This window comes from uncultured Thiodictyon sp. (assembly GCA_903837595.1).
In the GTDB taxonomy this organism is placed as follows: Bacteria; Pseudomonadota; Gammaproteobacteria; order Chromatiales; family Chromatiaceae; genus Thiodictyon.
This window is the reverse complement of sequence record CAILVI010000547.1, coordinates 1-20,069: the sequence shown is the minus strand read 5'-3', so window position 1 is coordinate 20,069 and position 20,069 is coordinate 1. Positions and strand designations below refer to the sequence as shown.

Genomic DNA, 20,069 nt, shown 5'->3' with positions numbered 1-20,069 from the left:
GCTGGGTACCATCTATCTCCGCAGCAGGGCTGACAGTGGATGCGCTACGCTTATCCACCCTACGAAACCGGCTCCGGCATAGGGTGGATAAGGCGCGCCGCACGGTCGTAGGGACCGGGCGCGAGGGTTGCGCGCGCCGCATCCACCATGGGTTGCGCGATGTCGCCCAAATTTGGAATTGCTGATACCTCCGAGTCAGACTTGCGCCGCCTCAACCTGTTGTGCCTGAATCGCCGTCAGTGCAATGGTGAAGACGATGTCATCCACGAGTGCGCCGCGCGAGAGATCATTAACTGGCTTGCGCAAACCTTGCAACATCGGGCCGACCGACACGACATTGGCACTGCGCTGCACGGCCTTGTAGGTGGTGTTGCCGGTATTCAAGTCGGGAAAGACAAAGACCGTCGCCTGCCCGGCCACCGGGCTGTTCGGCGCTTTCTGCATCCCCACGTCGGCCGTTGAGGCCGCGTCATACTGCAACGGGCCATCGAGCACCAGTTCCGGGTACCGCGCATGGGCGATCTCGGTGGCCATCCGCACCTTTTTCACGTCTTCGCCGATTCCCGATTGACCGGTGCTGTAGCTGATCATCGCCACCTTGGGCGTGATGCTGAATGCGGCCGCGCTGTCCGCGCTCTGCTTGGCGATCTCGGCCAACTCCTCGGCCGTGGGGGCCGGATTGATGGCACAGTCACCATAAACCAGCACCTGGTCCGGCATGAGCATGAAAAAGACCGACGAGACAATCGAGGAACCGGGCGCGGTCTTGATCAATTGCAGGGCCGGACGCACCGTATTGGCCGTGGTATGGATGGCGCCCGAAACCAGGCCGTCCACCTCGCCAACCGCGAGCATCATCGTCCCGATGACGACGACGTCTTCAAGCTGATCGAGGGCTTGCGCGGGCGTCAGGCCCTTGGACTTGCGCAACTCCACCATGGCATCGACATAGTTGCCGCGGATTTCGTCAGGATCGAGGATCTCCAAATCGGCAGGCAGGGTGATGCCCTGGGCGGCCGCGACGATTTCAATAGCCTCACGCTTGCCCAAGAGCACGCAGTGGGCAATGCCCTTCTCCTCGCAGACCATGGCAGCGCGCAAGGTGCGGGGTTCCTCCCCTTCCGGCAGAACGATGCGCTTTTGCGCCGCACGCGCCTTCTGGATGAGTTGATAACGAAAGGCCGGCGGGGAGAGTTTGGTGTTTTCCCGCAGGTGAAATGCGGCGGAAATCGTCTCGGCATCCAAATGCTCGGCCACGCAGTCGAGCACGGTGTTCATGCGCGCGATGTCATCCTTCGGCACCGTTCGTGGAAGGTGGCTGACCCGGCGGGCCGTCCCGAAGCTATCGTCAGCGGAGCACAGGATCGGCAGCCCGGAAGTCAGTATCGGGGCCGCGAATTCCATGACCTGCGGGGCAATGACGCTCGCGTGGGTGAGTAAAATCCCGGCGAGCTCGATGCCGCGACTGGCCGCCAGGGCACAGGCCAGAATGACGTCATCCCGGTCACCGGAGGTGATTACCAGCACGCCTGGACGCAGGCGCGGGATCACTTCAGGGACAGAGCGCGCGGCGGTCACGACTTCGGTGACCCGGCGGGTGTCGAGTTCGCCCCGAAAGACCACTTCGGCGTTCAGGTGCTGCGCCACATCGAGGGTCCGGGGCGCGCGCAGGACGGGATTTTCCGGAACGACGCCCCAAATGCGGGTTTGGCCCAGCTTTTTCTCGGCCGACGCCAGGTCGAAATGCTCGGGGGCCTTGTTGAAGATCACCCCGGCCACGCGGCAATCTTCGTTCGCGAACGCACTTGCCGCCAGACGTGATTCGGTGGCGGCATGCGGCAACGATGCATCGGCCACAAGAACGACTTCGGCCTTGAGGCTGCGCGCCAGATCGACATTCATTTGTGAGGCGAACGGATGCTCCGCGTCAGCGTGCAATCCCTCCACGACGAGCACGCCGACACCCTTGCTCGCGTTCATACACAGCGCTACCACATCCTCAAGCAATTGGCCCAACTGGTTGGCGGCAATGCGCTCAGCCGAGTCCTGCAGCGCAAGTGCCTCGGGAACCGGGATCTGAAAGATCTCCCTGGCGAAGTGATCCGAGTTGTCCGTGTCTTCCTGGGCGATCGGTTTGACGAATCCGACCGACACGCCGAGTCGCTGCAGTGCGCGCACGATGCCCAGCGCCACCGACGTCAGCCCCACGCCCTGGCGAACCGGTGCAACAAGAAAGGTCTGCGTGAAGCTGGAATGCATGAGCGATGCTCTTTCTGACAAATGGGGATTGATGGGCGGCGACAGGAGTAGCGCGCTTAGGCATCAATTGCTGATGCCCAGCTGTCGGGAAGAGACAGAAAATTCAACCGCCCGCGGCCGAAAATGCGCCGAATCATAGCTGCACGGATGGCTAAATCCTCCGAAGGATAGCCCCATGTGGGGCACCGGGCAAGGGCCGCGATGGGCGTTGTGGGAAATTTCACTCGCCGGACCGTGATAATCCTGCCTGCAACAGGGGGAGGCCCTGGATGTATCGACGCGAGGACCATAAGCTTGTATAGTGGTCGCCGTCAAATTAAGGGAAAGAAAAAATGTTCGTTTTTGTATTGAATTGCGGCAGTTCCTCGTTCAAGTATCAATTGCTTGATATGTCCAATGAACATCGCAAAGCCGCCGGCCTCGTCGAGCGTATCGGCATGGACGAATCGGTCCTCACCTACGAGCGCGCCGGCGGCGAGACGGTCAGGGAAGTGACCAACATCGTCAACCACGAAATGGCGATCAAGCTGGTCCTTGACAAGCTGATCGACCCGCAGGGCGGCGTCATCGCGTCGCTTTCCGACATTGCCGCCGTCGGCCACCGCGTGGTGCATGGCGGTGAGAAATTCTCCGACTCGGTGCTGATTACCGCTGCCGTCATCGCGGCGCTCAAAGAGAACATCCCGCTCGCGCCGCTGCACAATCCGCCGAACATCACCGGCATCGAAGCCATGATGCATGCGCTGCCTGGCGTGCCGAACGTCGGCGTCTTCGACACCGCCTTCCATGCCACGATGCCGCCCGAGTCCTTTATCTACGCGGTACCCTACGCGTGGTACCAAGAGCACCACGTGCGCCGCTACGGCTTCCACGGCACCTCGCATCGCTACGTCTCCGAGCGCGCGGCAGACATCCTCGGCATCGCCAAGGATCAGTTCAACTGCATCACCTGTCACATGGGCAACGGCTCGTCCTTCACCGCCATCAAGGGTGGCCAGTCCTACGACACCAGCATGGGAATGACGCCGCTCGAAGGGATGGTCATGGGCACGCGCTGCGGCGACATCGACGCCGGCATTCCGAAGTTCCTCGCGGACAATCAGCACTGGTCCTTCACCGAGATTGACAATGCGCTGAACAAGGATTCCGGCCTGCTTGGTGTGTCCGGCATCAGCTCCGACCTGCGCGACATCGAGCGCGCCGCCAACGAGGGCAACGAACGCGCCCGGCTTGCCATCGCCGTGCTCTGCCATCGCACGCTCAAATACATCGGCGCCTACGCCATCGAGTTGGGTCGCATCGATGCGCTTGTCTTCACCGGCGGCATCGGGGAAAATGGCATCAAATTCCGCGCCATGGTGCTCGAGCGTTTGACCGCGCTGGGCATCAAACTCGACGCTACCGCCAACCAGGTTCGCGGTAAGGAAGCGCTGATTTCTGCGGCCGACTCGCGGATCAAGGTCATGGTCGTGCCGACCAACGAGGAACTGGTGATCGCTCGCGACACCAAAAGGATCGCAACATCAAGCAGCTGAGGCTGGATATGGGCCCGGTCTCCGCAGCCCACGCACGGCTCAGCTTGCAGCGCCTCTATCCGCAAATTGAGATGGCATGAGGTATTAGGTGCAGACGCACATAACACCGCAGTTACTGGCCACCGCGGCGGGCCGCGAGGCAGACGCCATCCTGCGCGCCTGTGTCCACTGCGGCTTCTGCACGGCCACCTGCCCCACCTACCAATTGCTGGGGGACGAACTGGACGGACCCCGCGGCCGTATCTACCAGATCATGCAGGTGCTGGAGGGCCAGACCCCGACCCGCATCACCCAAGGGCACCTGGATCGCTGCCTCACCTGCCGTTCCTGCGAGACCACCTGCCCTTCCGGGGTGCGCTATGCCCGCCTGGCGGACATCGGCCGGCACCTGGTGGCGGAGCAGGTCGCCCGCCCCTGGTCGGAGCGACTACTGCGCTCGACCCTGGTCCGGGTGGCAGCCCACCCGGGGCGGCTCGGCGCGCTGCTGCGGCTCGGCCGGTTGGTCCGGCCGCTGCTCCCGGCGGCGCTGGCCGCCAAGGTCCCGCGGCGGCGTCCCGCCGGGGCCTGGCCCGCACCTCGGGGCCGCCGCCGCGTGCTCGTTCTCGAGGGCTGCGTCCAGTCGGTCACCACCCCGCTCACCAATGCCGCCACGGCCCGTATCCTCGATGCGCTCGGTGTCGACCTGATCCGCAGCCCTCAGGCCGGCTGCTGCGGGGCACTCGCCTATCACCTCGACGCCCAGCGGGAGGGCTTGAGCGCCATGCGCCGCAACATCGACGCCTGGTGGCCGCAGCTCGAGGCCGGCTGCGAGGCGATCCTGATCACCGCCAGTGCCTGCGCGACCACTGTCAAGGAGTATGGCGAGTTGCTGCGGGACGACCCTGTCTATGCCCCGCGGGCGGCCCGGGTCGCGGCCCTCGCCCGGGACCCGGCCGAGTGGTTGGCGCAGGCGGATCTCAGTGTCCTTGGGGCACCAGGCCACGGCCGCCGGGTCGCCTTCCACACCCCCTGCAGCCTCCAGCACGGCCAGCAGATCCGGGGCACCGTGGAGTCCATCCTCACCCGGCTCGGCTTCGAGCTGACCCAGGTGCCCGACGCCCACCTGTGCTGTGGCTCCGCCGGCACCTACTCACTGACCCAGCCCACGATCGCTGCGGCCTTGCGGGCCAACAAGCTCGCCGCCCTGCAGTCCGGTGCCCCGGAGCTGATCGCCACCGCCAACATCGGCTGCCAGCTGCATCTGGAGGGCGTAAGCCAGGTGCCGGTGGTCCATTGGTTGGAGCTGCTGGATCCTGTCCTGCCCCGCCGCGACACACGACCTTGATCGCCGTTGCCGCCAGCGCCGGCGCGGCAATCCGTCGCGCCTGGGGGCCGCTCCTACCGCCGTAGGAGCGGCCCCCAGGCCGCGACGAATGTCAGCCGCGCAACGATCAAGGCCCAAGCGCCCTGGGAATGAGCCCCGGTGATGCTGCGGCAATCGCGGTTAGCGCCACCGTTTGGGGTATCATCGCGCGGCGACGGCACCGACCGGCATCCTGGGATCCCAAGTTCCGGGGTGGGCTGCCGCACCGCCGTGCCGGGTCCCACTGACTTCGAGGATCGTCCCCTGAGGAACTCCCTGTGCTCGAGTTGATGCAAGCGGGCGGTTGGCTGATGTGGCCGATCGTCGCCTGTTCCGTGTTTGCCACCGCGCTGGTGATCGAGCGCGCCCTGGCGCTGCGGCGTGCCCGCATCATGCCAAAGGGGCTGGTGACCCGGATCTGGCAACTGCATCGGGCCGGGAAGCTCAACGCGGAGGCGATCGAGGAGATCCGGGAGGGCTCGCCCCTGGGTCGGATGCTGGCCTCTGGGCTCGCGAACCGCAATCACTCCCGCGAGGTGATGAAGGAGGCGCTCGGCGACGCCGGCCGCCATGTGGTAGCGGACCTGGAGCGCTACCTCAACGCCCTGGGGACCATCGCCGCGGTCTCGCCCCTACTCGGTCTGCTTGGCACCGTCGTCGGTATGATCAACATGTTCAGCGTGATCATGACGGCGGGCGTCGGCAATCCCGCGCTGTTGGCGGGCGGTATCTCCACCGCGTTGTTGACCACCGCGGCGGGCCTCTTCGTCGCCATCCCGACCCTGCTCGCTCATCGCTTTTTCGAGGGTAAGGTGGATCGGGTGGCGATCGAAATGGAGGCGCAGGCCCTGCGCCTGGTGGAAGTCATGAAGGGCGAGCGGGAAGATGTCGGGGAGTCCTGATGAACCTGCGTCCCAACCGGCGCAAGCCGCCCGAATTGATCCTGATACCCCTGCTGGATGTACTACTGGTACTGCTCATCTTTTTCATGGTCTCGACGACCTTCAAAGAGAAGGACGCCTCGCGTCTACACCTCCAGTTGCCGCAGGCCCAGGGCCGCGAGGTGCCGACCAAGGAGCCGGAGTACATTCGGATCACCATCGATCAGGCGGGCGCTTTCTATGTGGATGACCGGGCGGTGGTGGACCAACAGACTCAGAACCTGGTGCGCGCCCTCAACGGTGCACTGGGTGAGCGCAAGGATGTGCCGGTGCTGATCAAGGCGGATGCTATGAGCCCCCATCAGGCGGTAATGACGGCGCTCGACGCCGCGGCGGAGGTAGGTCTTTTGAAAATCTCTTTCAGTGCCACCAGGGCTGCTGCCGGGCAGACGCGCCCCGCGGCGGGTCCGGTTCCCGATCAGACTCAGGGGAACGGCCGATGACGGGCACCGAGGAGTCCGGCCACCAGGCCGCCGCTGCCCGCCAGGTCTACCGGCGCCTGCTGGGCTATGCCCAACCGCATTGGCGGATGTTCATCTTTTCGGTCATCGGCATGCTGATCTATGCGGCGACTGAGCCGGTCTTCGCGGCGATGATGAAGCCACTGATCGACGGCACCTTCATCGACAAGGACCCGTCCGTGGTGCGCATCATGCCATTGGTCCTGGTCGCGATCTTTCTGGTGCGCGGGATCGCCGCATTCATCAACGACTATTTCCTCAGCTGGGTCGGCCGGCGCGTAGTGGCGGATCTACGCCAAGCCATGTTCGAACACCTGCTGCGCGTGCCGACCCGCTATTACGACACCCACGGTTCCGGCCATATCCTCGCCAAGCTGACCTATAACGTGGAGAATGTGGCGGGTGCCGCCACCTCGGCCGTTACCGCCATCGTGCGCGACGGCGCCACGGTCATCGGTCTGATGGGCTATATGCTGTATATCAACGCCAGCCTGTCGGCGATCTTTCTGGTCATGGGGCCCGTGATGGCGGTCGCGGTAAAGTATGCCACCAAGCGCTTCCGCCGCTATAGCCGGCGCATCCAGGACCGCATTGGCGAACTCACCCATGTCGCCCAGGAGGCGATTGATGGCCATCGCGTGGTCAAGGCATTTGGCGGCCAGGCACAGGAGGCCAGGCACTTCAGTTTTGTCAATGAGAAGACGCGCTCACTACAGATGAAGATGATCGCCACCGAGGCGGCGAGCGCCCCCCTGGTGCAGTTGCTCTCGGTGCTCGCCATTGCCTTCATTGTCTATCTCTCCACCCTCCAGGGACTGCGCCAGGACATCACGGTAGGCACCTTCATGTCCTTCCTGGCCGCGATGGCCCTGTTGCTCGCGCCGATCAAGCGGCTCACCGGGGTCAATTCACACCTGCAGCGCGGCATCGTGGCGGCGCAGAGCCTGTTCGAACTGCTCGACTCAGCGCCGGAGACCGATACCGGGACCCGCACCCTGGGGCGCGCCCAGGGCCGCATCGAGTACCGGGGCGTCACCCATCGCTATTCTGACGATAAGGCCTCCGCGATCATGGACCTGGATCTCGTCATCGCGCCGGGCGAGAAGGTTGCTCTGGTGGGTCGCTCGGGCAGCGGCAAGACCACCGTCGCGAGCCTGCTGCCGCGCTTTTACGACCCCACCGCCGGTGCAATCCTCATTGATGGCATCCCCATCCGCGACCTGACCCTGGCCGACCTGCGCAGTCAGATCGCACTGGTCAGTCAGGACGTCGTGCTATTCAACGACAGCATCGCCGACAACATCGCCTATGGCCGGCCCCAGGTGCCCTCCCATGCGGAGTTGGTGGCGGTGGCCAAGGCGGCCCATGCACTGGAGTTCATCGAGGCGCTGCCCCAGGGCTTCGACACCCCCATCGGGGACCGCGGCGTGCTGCTCTCCGGGGGGCAGCGCCAGCGTCTGGCCATCGCGCGGGCCATGCTCAAAGACGCCCCCATCCTGATCCTGGACGAGGCGACCTCGGCCCTGGACACCGAGTCCGAGCGCCACATCCAGGCGGCGCTCCAGGAATTGATGGAGCGGCGCACAACGCTCGTCATTGCGCATCGCCTGTCGACCATCGAGAACGCCGACCGTATCCTGGTGCTGATGGAGGGGCGCATCGTCGAGCAGGGCCGCCATGCCGAACTGCTCGCCCTGGGCGGCTACTATACCCGGCTGCACCGGCTCCAGTTTCATGATGGGCCGGAGGCGGTGGCCGGCCATTCGGCGGCGTGAACGCGCAACACGCGGTGTTGGGAGCGGCCGCGAATAAATGGACAGGACTAATAGGATTTCGCAGGATGAACAGTCTTGATCATCACTGCGGCCACCGGCGCTCCCGGCGCAGAGCGCCTGACACGGGCGTGACACCGCTTGAGCGGTGTCACGAGCGCCGGGTGAGGCACTGACATGGACCCCACGCCTATCTGGTACCGTCGGCACCATCCCGTGTCACTGGTGTTGGCGCCGCTCGGCTGGCTCTATTGCGCCGTGGCGCTGGTACGGCGCTATGGGTATGGGCGCGGGTGGTTTGAGACGCGGCACCTGCCGGTGCCCGTGGTGGTGGTCGGCAACCTGAGCGTGGGCGGCACGGGCAAGACCCCGCTGGCGCTCACGCTCGCCGAGCTGGCGCTTGAGCGGGGCTGGCGGCCGGCCATCCTCATGCGCGGCTATGGCGCCCGCTCGCCGCTGTGGCCGCGCGTGGTCGACGCCGCGGACGACCCCAAGCTGGTGGGCGACGAGCCGCTGTTGCTCGCCCGATGCGGCGTCTGCCCGGTGGTGGTCGGACCGGACCGGGTGGCGGACGGCGAGTTGGCCATCCGCCGGCTCGGCTGTAATCTGCTGCTGTGCGACGATGGGCTCCAGCACTACCGCTTGGCGCGCGACCTTGAGATCGCCGTGATCGACGGCGAGCGCGGCCTGGGCAACGGCCGCTGTCTGCCGGCCGGGCCGCTGCGCGAGCCGCGCGGGCGGCTGCGAGGGGTGGACCTTACGATCCGCAACGGCGGCGACGCCCCTGGGCACCGCTTCACACTGGTTCCCGGCGCGGCCTATCGACTGAGCGACCCGGCCTGCCGCCTTCCCCTGAGCGCTTGGCGCGGACAGCGGGTGACCGCGGTGGCCGGTATCGGCCATCCGGGGCGCTTCTTCGCGATGCTGCGCGGGTGCGGCATCCTGGTGGATGAGCGGCCCTATCCGGACCACCATCCATTCACCGCCGCGCAGGCGGCCGCCTGGCCGCCCGGTCCAGTGCTGATGACCGAGAAGGACGCCGTCAAGTGTGCCGCCTTCGCGGGCGCCGACCAGTGGGTGTGTCCGGTGCAGGCGCGGCCCGACCCGGCCTTCGTCGCGACCGTCTTTGCGCGGCTGGGGTCAGCGCCGGCGACGACGTTGCGATTGGCCGAGAATAGATAGACAGGATTAACAGGATTTCTCAGCATTCTTCGTATCCTAGTTAGCCGTTTTTCAATCTTGTTAATCCTGAGAAATCCTGTTAATCCTGTCCAATGTCCATCGTCTGGCACGACCTTCGACCGGTGATTCGTCCTCTTCGGCTCGCCGGCCTGAGGCGAATCATCCCTAAATTCTCACGCCGTAGGAGTCATCCGGTCCTTGAACACCCAACCCAGCCCTCCCGCTACCGCGCCGCTCGACTTCAAGGTCGTGATCCCGGCACGCTATGGTTCCACCCGACTCCCCGGCAAGCCGTTACTGCAGATCGCCGGCAAACCCATGATCCAGCATGTCGTGGAGCGCGCACTGCAAAGCGGCGCCGCGGAGGTGGTGGTGGCCACCGACGATGCGCGCGTTGTCGCGGCCTGTGCCGCCTTTGGCACCCAGGCCCAACTCACCGCGGCGGAGCATCACAGCGGTTCGGACCGCATCGCCGAGGTTATCGCGCAACGCGGCTGGGCGGCGGACACCGTCGTCGTCAACCTCCAGGGGGACGAGCCCTGCATGCCGCCCGCGCTGATCGATCAGGTGGTCCGCAACCTCGTGGGGCATGGCGCCCAGATGGCCACCCTGGCCTATCCGATCGCCGACGCACAGACCCTCTTCGATCCCCACGTGGTGAAGGTGGTAATCGATAACGCCGGCAACGCACTGTATTTTTCCCGCGCGCCGCTGCCCTGGCACCGGGACGAGTTCATGGGTAAGCGCACCCACTTGCCGACGTCGGTGACCTTCCTGCGCCATCTCGGGCTCTACGCCTACCGGGCAGGGTTCCTGCAACGCTATGTCGGCTGGGCGCCCTCGCCCCTGGAGTTGGCGGAGTCGCTGGAGCAACTGCGGGTGCTGTGGCACGGCGAGCGGATCCAGGTGGGGGTCGCGCTCGTGGAACCGGGGGCGGGTGTGGATACCGCGCACGATTTGCAGCGGGTGATAGCCCTGCTCGGTGGTTGATAGCTGACGGCGCATGCCGCTTTCTGGGATCATGGGGAAATGTCTCCCATGTCCCGAACTGATAGTACCGCCATGACCGCCCCAGACCACCACAGCCTGCCCACCGGCGCCGCCCTGCTCTTCGACGTGCTCACCGATCTCGGCGTCGAAGTCATCTTCGGCCACACCGGTGGGGCCGTGATCCCGCTCCATGTGGAGCTGAACAAACGCCTGCGGCGGCGCGTCCCGTGCCCGCGCTTCATCATGTGCCGCCAGGAACCGGGGGCCGGCCACGCGGCAGAGGGCTACGCCCGGGTCAGCGGGCGGGTGGGGGTGGCACTCGCCACCTCGGGCCCCGGGGCGACCAACCTGGTCACCCCGATCGCTGACGCCTACAAGGACTCGATCCCCACACTCTTCATCACCGGCCAGGTGCCGAGTGGGGCGATCGGCACCGACGCCTTCCAGGAGGTGGACACGGTCGGCCTGACCCGGCACATCTCCAAGCACAACTATCTGGTGAAGGATGTCCGCGACCTGGAGTGGGTGCTGCGCGAGGCCTATGCCCTGGCCGGCAGCGGCCGGCCCGGCCCGGTGGTGGTGGACATCTGCAAGGACGTGCAGCTCGCCCCTCTGACCCGGAGCAACCCGCCCCGGCGTCGCCACCGCGAGCCCGAGCATTTCGACCTCACCAAGGCGGACGCCATCCTCGCCGCCCTGGTCGCCGCCCAGCGTCCGGTGGTCAAGGCCGGCGGCGGCGTCATCACCGCTGGCGCCTCCGCCGCCCTGTGCCGCTTTGCCGACCGCTTCGACGTGCCCATCACCACCACCTTCAACGGCCTGGGGGCGGTGCCCTTCGAGGACCCCCACAACCTGGGGATGCCCGGCATGCACGGCACCATCCCGGCCAACTATGCCCTGCGCGATGCCGACTTCATCCTGACACTTGGCGGGCGCTTCGACGACCGGGTGGCGGTGCGCGGCTTTGCCGCCGGCAAGCAGATCGCCCAGGTAGACATCGACCCCTCCGAGATCGACAAGACGGTGGCCACCGACCTGCACCTGGTCGCCCCGGCAGACGCCTTCCTGGAGCACGCACTGGCGAGCGATCTGCGCGCCCAGCACCCGCAGTGGATGGCGCAGGTGCAGGACTGGCGGACCCTATTGCCCAAGCCCTATGAACTCGGACCGCTGATCAAGCCCCAAGCGGTGATCGAGATCATCTCCGAACTCACCGCGGGCGATGCCACCCTGGTCACCGGGGTCGGCCAGCACCAGATGTGGGCGGCCCAGTATTACCGCTTCCAGCGCCCGCGCCAGTGGGTGAGCTCCGGCGGGCTCGGGACCATGGGCTTCGGGTTGCCGGCGGCCATGGGCGCCTGGTTTGCGGACCCGAGTCGGCCGGTGGTCCTGATCGACGGCGACGGCAGCTTCCAGATGAACATCCAGGAGCTAGGCACCATCGTCGCGCACCGCATGCCGCTCAAGATGTTCGTGCTCAACAACAACTTCCTGGGGATGGTCCGGCAGTGGGAGGACATGATGGACGGCGGCATGCACTATGAGACCTGCCTGTCGCGCACCGCCGAATGCGATCCCGACTGTACCGATTTAGGCGAGGAGTGCCGCCGCCAGATCCCTAATCTCACCGGCCTCAAGTATGTCTACCCACGGTTGAAGACCCTGCGCATCCGCAATCCCGATGAGTTGCGCGCCGGCATCGCCTGGGCGCTGGCGCAGGAGCACCCGGTGTTGGTGGATTGCTGGGTCGACAAGACCGAGAATGTGCTGCCGATGATCAGGCCCGGACATCGGCTGGATGAGATGCTTGAATAATCGCCCGCTGGGCGATTATTCAAGTGGTTTGACTCGCTCATTCTCGTAACACCGCTGCGCGGTGTTACGAATGTCTTAGGCGCTCTGCGCCGGGAGTCTGTCCCGCGTCGCAAGCAAGAGGCGGTGAGGCCATGCGATGGACAAGTTCATTCACATCAGGTCGGCCAAGTTCCCGATTCTTCCCGGCGAGAAAGAGGAGCTGGTGAATGAAGGCATGTACGGCAAGGCGCTGGCGCAGTATCTGCAAGGCAAGCTGCGGGAGCGGGGTTACGCTGCGCCTTTCATCTGTTGCGAAGACTGGGGTTGGTGGGTTGAATTGAAAACGGCCCCAGTGGCTTTTGGGGTCTGTATCTATTGCGGGCCGGAGCGCGACGGGCTGCTGGATCTGTTCTGCACCGATGGCTCGACCACGCGGAGAAAATGGAGTTGGCGGACGCTTCGATGGGTCGACATGAGTCCTTACGCGGACAAATTACATGACGACTTGGTTGCCATCTTCCGCGCGGATCAGGAGGTCCAGGTGATCGCTACTTCCCTGGATTCACCCTTTGCAGAAGGGTCGTAGGGTGCAATACGGGCGCCACCGGCCGCGGCACCCACGGAAGACGCCGCGCCGCAAAGGCCCAGCGGTTGTTAAACCACACTAAATGTAATTCATTCGTTACCGGACTCGGGAGGCCCCGCGTCCATCAACCCACCGCAACGGAGGTCTTGTCGTGCGTCATCCTGCCCCGCTTCTGCTCTGTACCCTCATTGCCGGTTCGGCCGTACTGTGCACCAGCAACATCGTTGCTGCGTTTTACCTTAAAGGCGCTAACTTGCGCTGCGGACACGATCTCGTTTCGGAGGGCGACAGTACCACCGAGCTGGTCAATCGCTGCGGACCACCCACCGGCATCGACAAGGAAGAGGGCAAGTACCGCATGGAGCGGGTCTCTCGCGACAAGCCTCTCAATTATTATATGGATAAGGATGGTGTCACTAGGGGGCATTACGCCGGACGGGAGGAATTTACCAAGAAAATCACAGTCGTTGAGCCCCACGAGATCTGGTACTACAACTTCGGCCCCCACCAATTCGTCGCCTACGTTACGGTCCGGGACGGCTATATCACAAGAATCGACGAGGGGGCGCGCGGGCAATGAGATCCAGGCCCATCGCGCGCAATAGCGTGGCGTATTGCACCAGCAGCTGACAAAACCCGATCTCCCCGGCTCGCGACGTGCGCATTCGGCGCCATAGGGGCGCACCACATTTTTCGAGGTTCAAACCGATCACAATGCTCAACCAACTGTTCTCTATAGTCTGCCTGGGCCTGTTCGCGGCGACTGCCGCCGCAGCCCCCGCACCCGCCTGCTCCCCGGGCGAGTTCGTCATCGCACTCGATGTCGGACATTCGCTGCACAGCCCGGGGGCCGTGAGCGCACGCGGGGTGCCGGAGTTCCGATTCAATCAGGAGCTGGCCGCGGTGGTCGCCGATGCGCTCACGGCCGCCGGCTTTCGCAAGGGCTTCGTCATCAATGCGGATGGTCGGATCGCCTCGCTGCAAGAGCGGGTGGCGGAGGCCAATCGGCGACACGCCGAGCTGTTCCTCGCCATCCATCATGACTCCGTGCAACCGCGCTATCTCTCAGAATGGACGAGGGACGGCGTCACGCATCGCTATAGCGATCGGTTTCATGGTTTCTCGCTGTTCGTGTCGGGGAAAAACCCCCAATTCGCGGATAGCCGACGCTTCGCCAACCTCGCCGCAATGGCCCTGACGGCCCGCGGATTTACCCCGACCCTGCACCATGCCGAGCCGATCCCCGGGGAGGGGCGGCCATTGCTCGATGCGGCATTAGGGATCTATCGCTTTGACGATTTGATCGTGCTCAAAGCGGCCAGCATGCCGGCCGTGCTCTTGGAGGCGGGCGTGATCCTGAACCGTGACGAGGAGCGACAATTGACCGATACCGCCTATCGGCAACGGATCGCCGGGGCCATCGTCGCGGCGGCGCAGCAGTATTGCTCCGGCGTTCAGCGGCCATGATGGATCCGCGTAATTCAAGGCGGGGGCCTTGATCATCTTTCCGGTACACTGAATTACCTGCCAGGTACCCAAGCGATCTCACAAATGATGAGTGGGAAATACTTCGACCTATCCTCGAAATGCTTGAGCCATATAAGACAGGGCGCCGACGAACAGCTGGCCTTCGCGAAATACTCAATGCCATATTCTATTTGAATAAGACTGGGTGTCCGTGGCGTTATCTGCCGACCGACCTCCCGCCTTACAAGCTCGTTAACTATTATTACAATAAGTGGACAGAAAGTCGAATACTCGAAAAAGTGTCAAAGGCACACCAGAGTCATTTATTGACTCTGGGTTTGATGGGGGCAAGCTCGTCAAGGGTCGCAAGCGCCATATCGTTGTTTATACAATCGGTTGCCTTCTCGTCGTCTGGGTGCATGCAGCCAACATGTTCGACGGCAAAGCCGCCCGCCAGGTGATCACCAACTTATTCTTGCTTTCCCACACTGTTAAAATGATCTGGGCGGATTGCGGCTATTCTGGCGCAGAACTCTTGAACTGGGTTTTCCTTCACTTCAAATGCGATCTTACGGTCGTGAAAAAGAAGAAGGGTACTCAAGGTTTCCAAATATTACCTCGCCGCTGGGTGGTGGAAAGAACGTTTGTATGGCTTGGTTGATCGCGTCGGTTGAGCAAAGATTACGAGCGGAAGCCAACGTCTAGCGAGACGCAGGTCTATATCGCGTCCGGCCGCCTGCTTCTCCGCCAGATTTGCAACAATCAAACTCCGTATCTACTAGACGCCAATTGACTATCAGTCATTTGATGGTTTCTAGACAGTCTCTTAGACGGGGATCTCAGCGAGTCGCATCGGTTCGTTCTCGCCCAATTGATGGATCATGTGGATGACTTGGAGCGGCGCATTGCCTGTTTTCGTGCCAAGCTCCTCGCCGGACTGGCGCCACAACAGGGGCTGTTGAACGCCTTACAGACCATCCCCGGACTGGACGAATTGGCGGCCGTCTTGCTGCTGGTGGACATCGGCGACGACAGGCAGGCGTTTGAGACACCCGAGAAACTGGCGTCATGGGCCGGCGTCTGTCCGGGCAATCATGAATCGGCGGGCAAGCGCCAGAATGGCAAACAGCGCAAAGGTAATCCGTCCCTCGCTGCCTGAGCAGCCAGCCAGGGCCGCAGTTTTTGCAGGGCCGTCCAGGGTCCAAGGCGGAGCTTTGTCCGCGGCCCCCCAATCTTGGCGTAGAGGATACGCCTCTGTTTATATGAAATCATCGCATCTACACCGGCTTTTGGCGGGTGTTTGAGTGCGCCCGCCCCGTGCGGCCCGCGACGCAGTCGTGCGGCGCCACCTGTCAAGCGTCTCCAGGGGCGCGGTGGCGCGCCTCATGCGGACACACGGCGAATACTTTCACACTCTCTCCAGCGGGGTCACGCCTGTGTCTGGCGCTCTGCGCTCCGCACGCCGATTGACAGAATTGCGATCATGGCCTGCGACTACAACGCAGAGTTATCTATCATTGCATCGGCTGCCTGATGACGGTTTTCCATTTCGCTGGCTCCGCTTTGCGAATATCACTCAGGTAAATTTCATGGTGCCTTCCCGTCCGCCAATTCCTGGCATCGATAAACCGGTGCACCGTCGCGATGGTCGGACCTTCCTCAGAGAACGGCCCAATGTGCATGATCTGTGCGCACCGGCCTTCTGCGAACGACTCCAGGCGAACCTTGGAAATAGCCGATGGATTCTTCTTCTTTTTCACATCGGAGATGGCTCGCTCAATAATTTCTGAAGTGACGAACGAAGGCTGCATCATCATCGCCGTCCACTTCCAGTTCGACTTGTCATCGGTGAAAAATTTCGACATATCGTCAGCCGACCATAGACTTTCCAAGGGCATCAATCCATAGTCAATTGCCGTTTCCCCCTTCTTGACCATGAACTTCGCCGCATAGGACACCATGAACAAGACTTCAACGGCATCAGCGTATGCCGGTAAGGTATTTGGATCGCCCTCACCATCCACCATCAAGTAATTCATCGCTGGCACATCGACCTCAACCACCTCTTTGGCTGATGGTTGGTACAGATGCTTCAAGTCCTTCTTGAGATCAATTTTATCCATGGCTGCTCCTGATGATGGCTAACGATGGTAATCAGCGGCGACACGGCGTAGCAGTGACCCTCGCTGTATTGACTGGTTAGGCGGGTGGGGCCTCAACAGAAAACACGCCTCGCTTTACACATTTGAGCACATGGCAAACGAACGTGTAGTTCGAGCCGTAGTCCATAAGATTTTCTAACACGACCAAAGAAACATAAAACGCGACCGCCCAAACAAGTAAAGCCTTTGAGGACCTTGTGTACATTGTTCCTCCAAGAGTCACCATGACCCTGTAGGTTGGGCTGACGAAGGAACCCCAACCTTACAGCCCTTGCACGATTCTAGCGCCCAAACAAGCCAGTAAACGTTGCCTTGCCAATGCTGTTGGCATTGACCATATAACCGACGAGCGCCGCAGTCGCGCCGGCAGGAATGTCTAGCTTCTCTGTCTTGAGGGCATGTACCGTGAAGATGTAGTGATGTGCCTTATCCCCGACGGGAGGACAAGGACCACCCCAACCAACGGAGCTGAAGTCCGTGGTCACTTGGGTGGCACCCGCGACCATCGCAGAACCATCAGCCTTACCCGCCCCAGCAGGCAGCGCATTAGTTGTAGCGGGAATATTAATTACCACCCAATGCCACCAGCCGCTACCGCCAGTGGGCGCATCTGGGTCATGTACAAGAAGGGCAAAGCTCTTTGTATCTCTTGGCGGATCTCTCCAGGATAGACCGGGTGAGATGTTGTTGCCAGTGCAACCGAAGCCGTCAAAAACCTGTTCGAGCTTGATTCTTCCATCAGGTTTGATGTCAGGGCTTTCCAGAGAAAAGTCAGCCGCAAGAGCGAACTGAGCGGTCGCAAGAAAGGTGAGGGCCAGAATGGATTTACGCATAAATAACTCCACGACGAAAGGGAAACATCAGACAGGGGCCAGGCCTTACAATGGAATCTTACTGGCTTTCCGCTTGGCCAGCAGCTGCGTGGCTTCCATGACCAGAAACAATGCCTCGCGAAAGGTCACGGTATTGGTCAAACAGGACAAAAACCGATTCCGGCTAGCCACCGCCTGACAATCAAAGAACCAATATTGAGTCATCAACGGTGAAATCCATAGCCGATGCCCCTTCGTTTTATCCGTCAGGTGATAATCGCCATAGTGTCCACGCACCGCTGATACAATACATGAATTGATGACACTCGGGTCTTGGCAGGGCTGATCTTGCGCATACAATACCGCTTCTTCAAAGGCTTGGTAAGACTCCATTTGCGGCAACAAACTACATGAGCCGAACGCGCCGCCTTCGCGCGTCAACGCTGCGATATTTTCCAGCACATGGGTATAGGTGATGTCTTGCTCGGCCCCGAAGCCCACACAGGCCAATAATCGTACCGGAACCTGCCTCAATTCATGCACGGCAAATAAGGATGTGGCGTCTTCGATCGCCGTCCCCATTTCCGCCTCATCGCCACTCATCAAGCTATCCACGCCGCCATCGATCAACAAAATGCCATCGAGCGACAAATGTTCGGCCAAGAGTCGGTAGTTTTCCAACAATGGGCGAGCACCTGTCTTTTGAAAGCTCCAGATGGGCACATCTTCGCCCCGCCTTTCTTTGAACCACTGCGTCAGATGAAACTCGGGGAAATACGGATATATCTGGGTTGGGTCGGCGGTTACGCCCACCAAGGTTCGGCTCAAACGAATGCCATGGGTGATGCTCTCGATATCCGAGAAGCTAAATTTGGCCAAATGGACAACGTGCCCCCGGCGGCGCAATTCAAAATAGATGGGCAAACCGCAAAAAACATCAAACCCGCCACCCATACCAGCAATGAGCAGGTTCTTGCAATCAGCTACGTGTGACAGGATTGGCAAATTTAATTCCATAGCAGCTCCACTATAACTGACTTCTCATAAGCAATGGGCCACCCAAGGACCAGCCTGGTTGGACCAAAACCGCGCTAACAAGGCGTTGCGGTTACCGCTAACTTGGCACGCGGTCTTGGGTCCGCGCTTTGGCAGGTGTCAGGCAATTCTGCTCTTCTGCTTCTCCGGCGAAGGCCAAAGTTAAGTGAACTCCCCCCGGAATTCCCGAGACTTTGTCCAGAGTTCATCATTGAACCTAGCCCCTCTTGGTGATCTTCGCGGCTACAGCCGCTCTGAATTTTGCCATAGCGCTGCCCTGCTTTGTGAACCATGCGTCAATGTCGCCATGATTGGAGCCAAAACCCAAATCATAAGCTTCTTTATGGGAAACGACCGCGCTCGCGGACAGTCCGTAGAGATTGCACAAATGAGCCAAAAGGGCAAGGGCCTCATCCCAGATCTTGGCAAAGTAGCCGGCATCAGTACAGGCATCTTCACAGCACTCAAACTGAATGTGAGTCCCATTACAGGAGCCCTTGGGGCCTTCGCCTGACCCCCAGACGTTACAGTCCCAGAGTAGGGTCTGGACAGTAGCAACGGTGCTGTCAGCCATCTTCCCTATGAAAGCAGAAACACACTTGGGGATACCCTCAGGCTGGGGTTTATTCCAATCATTGGAGCCGGTGTGCTTGCCCAGCAGAGTTATCATCTGGGAGGCAGTCTTTGCGACGGAAACACCCGAGGAGTCGATGTAGGCCGTGCCTTCGGTCTGGCCAGAGTATGGCTGGACATAACGGGCCAACTTAGGATTATTTGCACCCGTGGAATGGATTACTATCCCCTTAGGAGTGCGAGCAAAGCTGTGGTTCCTGACATAGCAGTTATTCTTGTACAAGAGACATTGATAATAGGGAAACTCATTTTATTCTAACTGGTTAAGCGGCGTGAGCTGCAGGAACATATGCTGGAGCGAAAGGGGCACAGGTTCGAATGGCACTGACTGAAGCCGCAATCCTCTCAGAAACAATCGGTTTCGATGCGGCGAAGCGAACGAGAAACCGTTCAGGATCAGGCAATTCCGGCAATTCCGGGGACAGTTTACCTAATTCCGCTCTAGCTCGTCGAACAGGTCCCTGGTAAAGCGATCCTGCTCCTGGGGCTTTGGCCCTGACTTTTCGCGCGTTAAACGGCGTCGGAGGCGCTTCTCCAACGACTCGACGAACGCGTCGGTACCGCGCGGACGCCCTGTGATGACGTGAGCCCGGAGCAGATCGCCGACATGCTCGCCGTCGATCTGAGCCAAAAAAGCCTCCCAAGCGGGCAGGCACCATTTCGAGTAGCGATCGCACAGTAATAGGGGCATCGTCCAGTGCGGCAAGGTGCGCCGCGGCGCTCGGCCGAACCCAAGCTTGCGGCCGGACGCAGCGACGCGCCCGCACGGGGTTTCGCTCGAAGTAACTCACCCTTACAGGTCCCAACACTGACGGGTTCATGATCTTACTTCATCCAGGAGCCCATGGGGCTTCCCGAGTTCTCCGACGGCTCTCTTTCTGCATACCACGGCCTGAGGACTCCGGCGGACCTCCACACCCCAGCCACTGTGGGTGCTCCGTTCCGCGGGAGGACGAACACCGCCGGGCTACGAATCTTTAATTCTACTTTGTCACATTCATAGCCTTCAGCCCGTTTGCTCACGGCGTTGCTTTTCAAAGGCGTAGTCGATGGCCGCCTGTCGTTTGGCGTGGCGCACCTGCATCTGGCGAATGACCT

General features: G+C 61.8%; 19 protein-coding genes and 1 pseudogene. 14 read left to right on the top strand and 6 right to left on the bottom strand.

The genetic code is table 11. From position 1 onward, the window contains the following. Window positions 1-195: 195 nt before the first annotated feature. Window positions 196-2,259, bottom strand: a complete 2,064-nt coding sequence (gene pta / locus QZY44_RS33085; RefSeq protein ID WP_295457806.1) for a phosphate acetyltransferase — start codon at window positions 2,257-2,259, stop codon at window positions 196-198. Window positions 2,260-2,591: 332 nt separating this feature from the next. Between pta and QZY44_RS33080 the strand changes: the two genes are divergently transcribed. The 14 genes and pseudogenes from QZY44_RS33080 (at window position 2,592) to QZY44_RS33015 (ending at window position 15,488) form a co-directional block, all read left to right on the top strand. Then, window positions 2,592-3,794: an acetate kinase gene (locus QZY44_RS33080; protein WP_295457803.1), complete on the top strand. Its 1,203-nt coding sequence runs from the start codon at window positions 2,592-2,594 to the stop codon at window positions 3,792-3,794. A gap of 88 nt (window positions 3,795-3,882) precedes the next feature. Continuing rightward, entirely contained in the window at window positions 3,883-5,118 is a 1,236-nt protein-coding gene (gene glcF / locus QZY44_RS33075) for a glycolate oxidase subunit GlcF (RefSeq protein ID WP_295457801.1), read from the top strand. Between the two features lie 296 nt (window positions 5,119-5,414). Continuing rightward, entirely contained in the window at window positions 5,415-6,038 is a 624-nt protein-coding gene (locus tag QZY44_RS33070) for a MotA/TolQ/ExbB proton channel family protein (RefSeq protein WP_295457798.1), read from the top strand. Continuing rightward, window positions 6,038-6,520, top strand: coding sequence for a biopolymer transporter ExbD (locus QZY44_RS33065; protein WP_295457796.1), 483 nt, complete (start codon window positions 6,038-6,040; stop codon window positions 6,518-6,520). The genes QZY44_RS33070 and QZY44_RS33065 overlap by 1 nt, the downstream gene beginning before the upstream one ends. Continuing rightward, complete coding sequence (gene msbA, locus QZY44_RS33060) at window positions 6,517-8,313, top strand: lipid A export permease/ATP-binding protein MsbA (protein ID WP_295457793.1); 1,797 nt, start codon at window positions 6,517-6,519, stop codon at window positions 8,311-8,313. The genes QZY44_RS33065 and msbA overlap by 4 nt, the downstream gene beginning before the upstream one ends. A 174-nt stretch (window positions 8,314-8,487) precedes the next feature. Then, window positions 8,488-9,492: a tetraacyldisaccharide 4'-kinase gene (lpxK, locus tag QZY44_RS33055; RefSeq protein ID WP_295457791.1), complete on the top strand. Its 1,005-nt coding sequence runs from the start codon at window positions 8,488-8,490 to the stop codon at window positions 9,490-9,492. A gap of 198 nt (window positions 9,493-9,690) precedes the next feature. Then, window positions 9,691-10,482 (top strand): 3-deoxy-manno-octulosonate cytidylyltransferase, encoded by a 792-nt coding sequence (gene kdsB, locus QZY44_RS33050; RefSeq protein WP_295457789.1) that lies wholly within the window; start codon window positions 9,691-9,693, stop codon window positions 10,480-10,482. A gap of 72 nt (window positions 10,483-10,554) precedes the next feature. After that, window positions 10,555-12,297 carry a biosynthetic-type acetolactate synthase large subunit gene (ilvB, locus tag QZY44_RS33045; protein WP_295457809.1) on the top strand — a complete coding sequence of 581 codons (1,743 nt, stop codon included), beginning with the start codon at window positions 10,555-10,557 and terminating at the stop codon, window positions 12,295-12,297. Window positions 12,298-12,433: 136 nt separating this feature from the next. Beyond that, window positions 12,434-12,862, top strand: a complete 429-nt coding sequence (locus QZY44_RS33040) for a hypothetical protein (protein WP_295457787.1) — start codon at window positions 12,434-12,436, stop codon at window positions 12,860-12,862. Window positions 12,863-13,013: 151 nt separating this feature from the next. After that, window positions 13,014-13,442, top strand: a complete 429-nt coding sequence (locus QZY44_RS33035; RefSeq protein ID WP_295457784.1) for a DUF2845 domain-containing protein — start codon at window positions 13,014-13,016, stop codon at window positions 13,440-13,442. 134 nt (window positions 13,443-13,576) lie between these two features. Beyond that, entirely contained in the window at window positions 13,577-14,329 is a 753-nt protein-coding gene (locus tag QZY44_RS33030) for an N-acetylmuramoyl-L-alanine amidase (protein ID WP_295457781.1), read from the top strand. Window positions 14,330-14,448: 119 nt separating this feature from the next. Further along, window positions 14,449-14,571 (top strand): annotated as a pseudogene (locus QZY44_RS33025) (transposase); the annotation flags it as partial. A gap of 29 nt (window positions 14,572-14,600) precedes the next feature. Next, window positions 14,601-14,990, top strand: coding sequence for a transposase (locus tag QZY44_RS33020; protein ID WP_295457779.1), 390 nt, complete (start codon window positions 14,601-14,603; stop codon window positions 14,988-14,990). Window positions 14,991-15,203: 213 nt separating this feature from the next. Beyond that, window positions 15,204-15,488, top strand: a complete 285-nt coding sequence (locus QZY44_RS33015; protein ID WP_295457777.1) for an IS110 family transposase — start codon at window positions 15,204-15,206, stop codon at window positions 15,486-15,488. Window positions 15,489-15,843: 355 nt separating this feature from the next. Here the strand turns inward: QZY44_RS33015 and QZY44_RS33010 are convergent, their stop codons facing one another. The 5 genes from QZY44_RS33010 to QZY44_RS32995 form a co-directional block, all read right to left on the bottom strand. Continuing rightward, window positions 15,844-16,452 carry a GyrI-like domain-containing protein gene (locus tag QZY44_RS33010; RefSeq protein ID WP_295457774.1) on the bottom strand — a complete coding sequence of 203 codons (609 nt, stop codon included), beginning with the start codon at window positions 16,450-16,452 and terminating at the stop codon, window positions 15,844-15,846. Between the two features lie 76 nt (window positions 16,453-16,528). Continuing rightward, complete coding sequence (locus QZY44_RS36065; protein ID WP_365305788.1) at window positions 16,529-16,696, bottom strand: DUF2165 family protein; 168 nt, start codon at window positions 16,694-16,696, stop codon at window positions 16,529-16,531. Between the two features lie 76 nt (window positions 16,697-16,772). After that, on the bottom strand, window positions 16,773-17,324 hold the full coding sequence (locus QZY44_RS33005) for a YbhB/YbcL family Raf kinase inhibitor-like protein (RefSeq protein ID WP_295457771.1): 552 nt from the start codon (window positions 17,322-17,324) through the stop codon (window positions 16,773-16,775). A gap of 45 nt (window positions 17,325-17,369) precedes the next feature. Beyond that, window positions 17,370-18,320, bottom strand: a complete 951-nt coding sequence (locus tag QZY44_RS33000) for a DUF1152 domain-containing protein (protein WP_295457768.1) — start codon at window positions 18,318-18,320, stop codon at window positions 17,370-17,372. 235 nt (window positions 18,321-18,555) lie between these two features. Next, window positions 18,556-19,194, bottom strand: coding sequence for an N-acetylmuramoyl-L-alanine amidase (locus QZY44_RS32995; RefSeq protein WP_295457765.1), 639 nt, complete (start codon window positions 19,192-19,194; stop codon window positions 18,556-18,558). Between the last annotated feature and the right edge of the window lie 875 nt (window positions 19,195-20,069).